Origin of the sequence: Nostoc sp. DedQUE04 (assembly GCF_034530995.1) — a bacterium.
Classification (GTDB): domain Bacteria; phylum Cyanobacteriota; class Cyanobacteriia; order Cyanobacteriales; family Nostocaceae; genus Nostoc.
Genome location: NZ_JAVRCA010000023.1, coordinates 107,526 through 115,346, shown reverse-complemented (window position 1 = coordinate 115,346; position 7,821 = coordinate 107,526). Strand labels below are relative to the sequence as shown.

Below are 7,821 nucleotides of genomic sequence, written 5' to 3'. Positions count from 1 at the left end.
TTTACTCCAGCTTTTTATTATCCCATGTTATTTATATTAAGGATAAGTCTAATGATTAACAGATGGGGTGCTGGCAAAACTCGTTGATGTTCTCGCCAAAATTCCCAACCGCTAATCAAAATACCATTTTCATCTAAACAAGTTTTTTCTACTTGCACCCGCGAACCAAACTCTGAAGCCAGAATTGCCGCTACTTGAGCCTTTAGTGGTACATCCCCCACCAAGACAACAGTTAATCCTGGCGCTGTCGCACTTAGACAAACCAGTGTGCGGACTTTGTGAATAAATGCCGCTTGAAATTCTGGCGTGTTGGGTAAGGGCAACTTATAAGGTACATACAGTTGAATTGCTTCTGCTTGGCTTTCTGAGGAGAACTTCAGGCAAGTTAAATCGTCCAAACCCAGGCGCTGGCGAAAAAGGGGAGCCTCAGTTTCCGGTTCGATAGCGCTGCCAATTAAAACTACTGGTTGTCGCTGCCAAATCGGCGAGAGTATTTCCCCTAATTCCATTGGGGCGTAGTGCAAAGAAAATAAACCTTGCCGATGGGCAATAGTCGCCCAGAAGAGAGCAGGGGAGGAAAGATTTTCGTTGAGGGTTTGAAATTGTTGCCAGAATTGTTTCCAAGGTTCTGGCAGTGCTTGTACTGACTCTAAAGCAGAATAGAGACGGCTTAAAATTTCTATTTCTGGCTGGGAAATTAGATAGCACTGATATGGATTAGCAGGATGCTGAAAAAGTTCGTGTGTTAGTTGTATCCGTGCTTCACGAATTGCCTCAGCTTGGTTGGGACAAGCTAGCATGAGTTGATCCCAATCATCGGGTTGAATATCTTGGGTAAGTTGATGACGCACCCAATCTTCAAGATCGTCTACCCCATCAATAATTGTGGGAATGCCTTGGGGAAAGCGTGAGCCACCAGTTAACTGTCCTTTTAACCAAGCTTCTGGGGAGGTCAGCAGTAGCCCTTGGAACTGGGCATCAGGCCAAGCATCACCTGTCCTAATCGATTTATTGGTTGGTAGCCACTGCTGTAGACGGGGAATTTCAACCCGCAGCAGAAGTTGCTGCACTGTTTCTTGAGCAACAATAATTACAGGGCCATGCCACATCAGGGCTGATGCTACGAAACTAGTACGATACCGCCCTTGATAGCCACTAACTGCCCCTACTTGAATTAGGGCGCTACGTCCCAGGCGCAAGGCGCGTGCTACCAACCGTGCCATCGTCAAATGATGGGGCCAGGAAGGGAACCCCGCTTGCGATCGCAAAAAGTTATGTAGTGACAAATGAACTTCTGCCTCAATCACACGCTTTCAATTCCATACAAAGTGATTTTTACTTCCAATTGCCCCATTTCTATTATCTTGTCATTTGTCATTTGTCCTTTGTCCTTTGTCCTTTGTCCTTTGCTAATGACCAATGACCAATGACCAATGACTAATGACCAATGACCAATCATCCAATACCCTAAATTATGCCAACTTATACAGGAATTTCCAGCGAAGCCTTCAGGCATCCACTAGATCGCCAAGCAGAGCAAGCTTTACGAAATTTGCCAGGATTTGATTTAATCGCTCGTAAATTTGTGGAATTTATCTACGAACGCCCTCAATTAGTCTATCTAATGGGTAACAGCATCCAAGTTGGGCCGCGTCAATATTCCACTATTTACCAGATGTTTCGGGAATGCGTCCGAGATTTGGACATTTACCCAGAACCAACACTGTTTGTCTCGCAAAATCCCCAAGTAAATAGCTATGCCTTGGGGCAAGAAAATCCTTACATAGTCATAAATACAGGGATACTAGACTTACTAGACGAAGCCGAGATTCGGACGGTGCTAGCCCATGAACTGGGGCATATTAAATGTGGTCATACTATTTTAATTCAAATGGCGATGTGGGCGATGAGTGCTGCTTCGGCATTGGGAGAATTGACCTTCGGCATCGGTAATATTGTTACCCAAGGCTTGATTTACGCCTTTTTTGAATGGCGGCGCAAAGCCGAGTTATCGTCAGATCGCGCTGCACTACTAGTAATGGATGACTTGAATCCTGTGATGTCAACGATGATGAAACTTTCTGGCGGTAGTAACAAATATGCCAATGAATGTAGTTTACAAGAGTTTATCAAGCAGTCAGAAAATTATCAGGCATTGGACGAGGATGGACTGAATCAGATATATAAGTTTTTAATCTACAATGGCGCTCAGGGTATGATGTTGAGTCATCCTTTCCCTGTTGAACGCTTGCATTACTTACGGTCGTGGGCTGTATCCGAAGAATATCAGCAAATTCGCCGAGGAAATTATCAGCGATCGCCTGCTTCCGGATCGGTAAATGTTGCAGCAGAATCTTCCGAAAATCAAACAGAAATTTTACGCCGCCAAATTGAAGAATTACAACGAGAAATTGACAGAATCCGAAGGTCTGAGTAGTTTTGAGTACTAAATAAAGATTAGTAGGGTGGAATAGTGCCTACTAAATCGTTGGATTTAGATCCCCGATTTTTTGGAGAAGTCGGGGATCTGCGTTAACGTACATCTCTATGGGAAATTACAATACTTAAGAGTTGAACCAAATAATTACTCCAGTTCCCAATACACAAATAATTCCCGCCAAGCCAGCTAAGGGTTTCTTATTTTTACCTGTGAACCAGTCAGAGACAATACCAGTGTAAGTAATTAGTTCTGCTGTATCTATGGTAGCGATCGCCCATACCCATCCTGCGTGCAATCCCCAAGCTAAACCCAAATTACCTCTAGAGGCAAAGCGTGCTAACACCAGCACCATTCCCATCAGCCATAATCCAGGAAGTTGGGGTGCAGTTTCGCGTTGCTCCCAAACCAAGTGTAACAAGGCAAAAATCAAGCTAGAAATTGCTGCTGCTAACCAAACTGGGTAATCCTGTGCTAATTCTGTGAACAGGAAACCGCGAAAAACTAATTCTTCTATCCCACCGACTAATAACGCTATCAAGAAAATCGGTAGCAATATGGGTAGTAGTAATTTGAAATTAGACTTTTCAAAAGAACACCAACCTAACCCGAATTGCCCACTAAATACAATAGCTAGACTCAGCACTCCCAAACCAAAACCTAGCGCTAAAAAACCAAGAGTTGAAAAATTGGCAACAAAGCCGTAATCTGAAAAAGATTTATTACTCAACCAAACAACTCCCCACAGTATCGGGGGAGCTAATAGGTAAAGTGACACCAATAACGGCATTTTTTGCTCTGGCTGTAAAGGTTTAGAAGGTTGCCAATTAAGCAATATTGCTGATACTGTTGCTACTGGCAACCAGCAAACTATCCAGCAAACAAAAAATGCCGTCACTATAACTAGTGGCGGTGCATTTTCTCTAAACGCCAGTAAGGCGTTGACCGAAGACTCAAAGAAATTTATCAAAATAAACAAAAAAACACGATAGACTTCTTGCATTATAGATTTCTTGCTGATTAATCAAGACTCTACTAAATTTGGTGAATTCTGCAAGGGGTCTAATCGTATTTTTTACCTGGCTATCAATTTACTGTCGGGGTAAGGACAAGTTATCATCACCTGAAACTTATCCTTACCATCAGCAAATTTACTCTTCGTCTTCTAAATCTTCGTCTGATTCGTCAGAATCTATATCTTGTGAGGTTAGTTTTTTATCGCTTTCACCTAGTTGAATCAGGTGAATATGTTTGTATCCCAGCCTAATTTCAAACTCATCTCCAGCCTTCAAGCCCATTGCTTTGGTATATGTAGCACCAATTACAATCTGACCATTTTGATGGACACTAACCCGATATGTCGGTTCGCGACCACGACCATCTTTAGGTGCTTCTGGACTTAGAGGAATTCCCCTAGCAGATAGCAAAGCGTCATAAAAATCGGTGAGATTAACACGAACTTGGTTATTCTTAGTAACAGTGTAATAGCCGCACTGTTTAGCTCTTTCTCGGCGTGGTAATGTGGAAAGTTCTTTTACTTTAGCAAGTAGTGCTTTTCCAGTTAATGGCGCGGTTGCAGTTTCAGTCATTATGCTCAAATTTTCCTTACTCTCTCCAAACTGATAAACTATGTAGTCTCATGCCAGCATTTAATTTTTTAGCATTTGCATAGAGCTACTGAAGACCCTAGTGTAACGGGTGAATTCCTGCCGATAGGAGCCAAAAGCACTTCTATATATGGTTGTCTACAACCAACTAGAGGCCATAGTTGCCACAGACATTAATTTTGGTGATGTTACGGCACTTTTAACCATTATTCGCCATCAGAAAGAAAACTATTTTCTTCTTTAGCGCTACTGTAGCGGTGTAACTTTCAGCCACCATTACAAATGGGGTTAGGTTCTACTGCAAATAAGTCATAGACCCAAAAAATTGCAGGTTTTTCACTTTCAGTGCTTGCCTTTCTTGCCAATGAGCAAGTAGAGTTTTCTCCACTCGTCCTCTCAAGGTTAGGACAGCATAGTATTTCAATAGAGTCCTACGGGCATACACCCTTTTGTCCTACCAATAGAGACGCGAATTTTCTTGTCTCTACATTACGAATCAACAAAGCAGTAGTAACCGCGCTGATACGGCTATTGATTCTGGTTTTGCTACTTCGTAATTTTATATTAAATACTAGCATGGACTAATAATAGCAAAATAGTTGTTTAATTTTGAATTAAAGTTGCTGGTAAATTTTTATTTAAATTCCTGGACTTGAAAGTTGAAAAAAGCAGTGACGATTTTCTTAACCCTTTATTATTGCAAGCGCGAGCATTGCTATCTGGCTTTTATAAAAATTTATATATTGAGACGAGCAATTTTGACCAATGAGTTCAATCGCATATTTTGTTGATTGAGAGCAAGCCAAAAAGTGAAAAGTCACGCACCTCCGGGTTTCGCGCTACTCTAACTTTTCTTTGAAAGTGGTGAGGATTTTTCCTCGGTTTATTATCTTCAGGTCAAAAGCGGCCAGAGGATTTTGCACGTCTGTCTATGGGATGAACAAATCTCTTAACATCTGCTTAGTGCTTGATTGCCACTACTATATATTAAACATGGGCTTTCAGACTTCTATATAATCAAAAAATTCTGTCAAGTGGTGGCGAAGGTGGAATTTTACTGTCAGGACTGCTTGACTAAAGTTGACATCAAGACATGTTGCTAACTTCAGATGCATTTCATTTGGATAGGATCGCTAGATCAAAGATCAACTGAAGTTACTTTTGAAGCAAACTCTCTTTCCTTTACATTGCCAAACAGATAAATTCAATGCAAAGCTGCGATGACATTTTTGGCGTTTTAACTCAGAATTTGACAAAAATCTTGCCGACAACGCTACTACAAGTAAAATTTTAATGGTTATCCTTAAACTAGAATCAGTCGCCCTTTAATCGTCAGCCTATTAACACCAGGGTTTGAATTAGGGGCAAAAAGTATAACTCACTTTTCGCAACTACCTGCTTTGACCATGATTGTTGAGGCTGGTGAAGTAATTTTAAAATTTTGGTTAGTAGTGATGAAAGTTATTTTTAAGGTCATTCGACAGCAACAAAATTCCTCCCCTGTTGTACAAACCTATCTTGTGGAGGCCGAACCAGGTAATACAATCTTGGATTGCCTCAATCAGATTAAGTGGGAGCAAGATGGAACTTTGGCATTTCGCAAAAATTGCCGCAATACTATTTGTGGTAGCTGTGCTATGCGAATTAATGGGCGTTCGGCTTTAGCTTGTAAAGAAAATGTTGGGAGCGAACTTGCCAGATTACAACAAATACCATCATCTCAAAGTAAAGTAAATGCTATTGGTGAAATCACGATCGCACCTCTTGGCAATATGCCCGTGATTAAAGATTTGGTTGTAGATATGAGCAGCTTTTGGAATAATCTAGAGGCAGTTGCCCCTTATGTGAGTACGGCAGCACGACAAGTACCAGAAAGAGAGTTTTTGCAAACACCACAAGAGCGATCGCGCCTCGATCAAACTGGTAACTGTATTATGTGCGGTGCTTGTTACTCTGAATGCAACGCTCGTGAAGTTAATCCAGATTTTGTAGGGCCCCATGCTCTTGCCAAAGCTTACCGAATGGTAGCAGACTCCCGCGATAGCGATACCGAAAATCGTTTAGCAAGCTATAACGAAGGTACTAAAGGCGTATGGGGTTGCACCCGTTGTTTGTACTGTGATTCTGTTTGTCCAATGGAAGTTGCACCATTAGAACAAATCACCAAAGTTAAACAAGAAATTCTCACTCAGAAACAAGTCAGCGATAGTCGCTCAATTCGTCACCGGAAAGTATTAATAGATTTGGTTAAAGAAGGTGGTTGGATTGATGAACGCCAATTTGGTTTACAAGTAGTTGGTAACTACTTTCAGGATTTAAAAGGGTTACTCAGTCTTGCACCCCTCGGTTTGCGGATGATCCTTCGGGGTAAGTTTCCCCTATCATTTGAATCTTCTGAGGGTACGGAACAAGTGCGATCGCTGATTGAATCTGTTCAACAAATTGAAGGGAATAAGGAATAGGGAATAGGGCATTGGGCATTGGGCATTGGGCATCGAGAAGATACAAGGGAGAGACTTCTCTAATAATTCCCCCTTGTCCCCTTGTCCCCTTGTCCCCTTATCTCCTTGTCCCCTTGTCCCCTTATCCCCTTATCTCAACGCGGTTCTTGAGGTATATTCAACGGTTGTCCGTAACGGTCATATACTAAAACATCCCACTGACCATTGTTACTAGACTCAAAAGCAATCCTGCTACCATCAGCACTAATTGTAGGGTTGCGGACTTCGGCTTGCAGGTTGTTGGTCAAATTCCGTGATTGGCGTGTTTCTCGGTCGTAGAGAAAAATAGCCGATCGCCCCTGACGGCTAGCCGCAAATACAATATAACGACCATCTTGTGAAACGCTAGGATGATTTGCGATCGCGTCAAAGGAATTTAAACCTGGCAAATCAACCAAATCACGAGTTACTGTATCAAACATATAAACATCTTGGCTACCGCGTCGGTCAGTAATAAAAACAATGTATCTCCCAGAAATTTGGGGGTTTAATTCCGACGCTAAACTATTGAGACTCCGACCCCCTGGATCAAACGGATAACTCAAAATCCGAGGGTAGCCAAAACACCCAGTCAATAAACTTAAACAGAAAAATATAGGTATAAAAAAAACACGTTTCATATAATTTAGTCATTAGTCATTAGTCAATAGTCTCACAACTCCTAACTCCCAACTGCCAACTCCCAACTCCCAACTCCTAACTTTCTCTCCTACGGAGGTGAACCTACGGTTGCACCATTGGGAATATCTAACTCAATATTTGGCCCCCGGTCTAGGACTTCAATATCCCACTGACCACGAGTAGCGGTTTCAAAGACAACATAACGCCCATCTGGACTAATATTTGGTTTTCTAACCCAGCCGCGATAAATCGGTGTGACAATTTGCGACTGTTGCGTAGCGCGATCGTAAAGCGCTACCACTGGTCTTCCCTGGTCACTAGTAAGATAAGAAATATAACGCCCGGTGTAGCTCAAACTAGGACTTTCGGCAATTGTCTCCTGTCGGTTTATTCCCGGTGTACTAATAAACAGTTGCCTCTCCAAATCGTACATTAGTAGCTGCTGATTACCATTCCGATTAGATACAAACGCTAAAAAGCGTCCATTTCCACTCAAAGCAGGTTGCTCTTCGGTGTAGCGACTGTTAAGAGAAGTAGGCCCTATGGGAATATCGTTAGAACCACAAGATACAAGCAAACTTGTTAAACCAAAAACCAGGCTCCAATGAATTGGTCTTTGGAGCCAAAATGCAGGCGTAAATTTTTCCACCTCAAC

The 7,821-nt window shown here is 42.0% G+C and carries 6 protein-coding genes and 1 pseudogene; 2 read left to right on the top strand and 5 right to left on the bottom strand.

Features of this window, described 5'->3' with window-relative positions:
• Positions 1-50: 50 nt before the first annotated feature.
• A pseudogene (locus RM049_RS17825) lies at positions 51-1,307 on the bottom strand (ATP-dependent DNA helicase); the annotation flags it as partial.
• Between the two features lie 167 nt (positions 1,308-1,474).
• Between RM049_RS17825 and RM049_RS17820 the strand changes: the two are divergent.
• The gene (locus RM049_RS17820; protein WP_322705102.1) at positions 1,475-2,437 is read left to right on the top strand and encodes a M48 family metallopeptidase; all 963 of its coding nucleotides are present in this window, start codon (positions 1,475-1,477) and stop codon (positions 2,435-2,437) included.
• A 127-nt stretch (positions 2,438-2,564) separates the two neighbouring features.
• Here RM049_RS17820 and RM049_RS17815 read toward each other — a convergent pair whose 3' ends face one another.
• A complete protein-coding gene (locus RM049_RS17815) occupies positions 2,565-3,440 on the bottom strand; it encodes a type II CAAX endopeptidase family protein (RefSeq protein ID WP_322705101.1) in 876 nt (291 codons plus the stop codon).
• A 148-nt stretch (positions 3,441-3,588) separates the two neighbouring features.
• Entirely contained in the window at positions 3,589-4,026 is a 438-nt protein-coding gene (locus RM049_RS17810) for an AbrB family transcriptional regulator (RefSeq protein ID WP_094350106.1), read from the bottom strand.
• A gap of 1,472 nt (positions 4,027-5,498) precedes the next feature.
• On the opposite strand from RM049_RS17810, the gene RM049_RS17805 reads away from it, so the two are divergent.
• Positions 5,499-6,506: a succinate dehydrogenase/fumarate reductase iron-sulfur subunit gene (locus RM049_RS17805; RefSeq protein WP_322705105.1), complete on the top strand. Its 1,008-nt coding sequence runs from the start codon at positions 5,499-5,501 to the stop codon at positions 6,504-6,506.
• Between the two features lie 134 nt (positions 6,507-6,640).
• On the opposite strand, the gene RM049_RS17800 is transcribed toward RM049_RS17805, so the two are convergent.
• Together RM049_RS17800 and RM049_RS17795 are read right to left on the bottom strand one after the other, a co-directional pair.
• On the bottom strand, positions 6,641-7,165 hold the full coding sequence (locus RM049_RS17800) for a Tol biopolymer transporter periplasmic protein (RefSeq protein WP_322673965.1): 525 nt from the start codon (positions 7,163-7,165) through the stop codon (positions 6,641-6,643).
• Positions 7,166-7,254: 89 nt separating this feature from the next.
• A complete protein-coding gene (locus RM049_RS17795) occupies positions 7,255-7,815 on the bottom strand; it encodes a hypothetical protein (protein ID WP_322673966.1) in 561 nt (186 codons plus the stop codon).
• Between the last annotated feature and the right edge of the window lie 6 nt (positions 7,816-7,821).

What these genes read in the sequence shown, in the direction of transcription:
- RM049_RS17800 (WP_322673965.1), bottom strand. Translation starts at nt 7,165, where the DNA reads ATGAAACGTGTTTTTTTTATACCTATATTTTTCTGTTTAAGTTTATTG.
- RM049_RS17820 (WP_322705102.1), top strand. Translation starts at nt 1,475, where the DNA reads ATGCCAACTTATACAGGAATTTCCAGCGAAGCCTTCAGGCATCCACTA.
- RM049_RS17805 (WP_322705105.1), top strand. Translation starts at nt 5,499, where the DNA reads ATGAAAGTTATTTTTAAGGTCATTCGACAGCAACAAAATTCCTCCCCT.
- RM049_RS17810 (WP_094350106.1), bottom strand. Translation starts at nt 4,026, where the DNA reads ATGACTGAAACTGCAACCGCGCCATTAACTGGAAAAGCACTACTTGCT.
- RM049_RS17815 (WP_322705101.1), bottom strand. Translation starts at nt 3,440, where the DNA reads ATGCAAGAAGTCTATCGTGTTTTTTTGTTTATTTTGATAAATTTCTTT.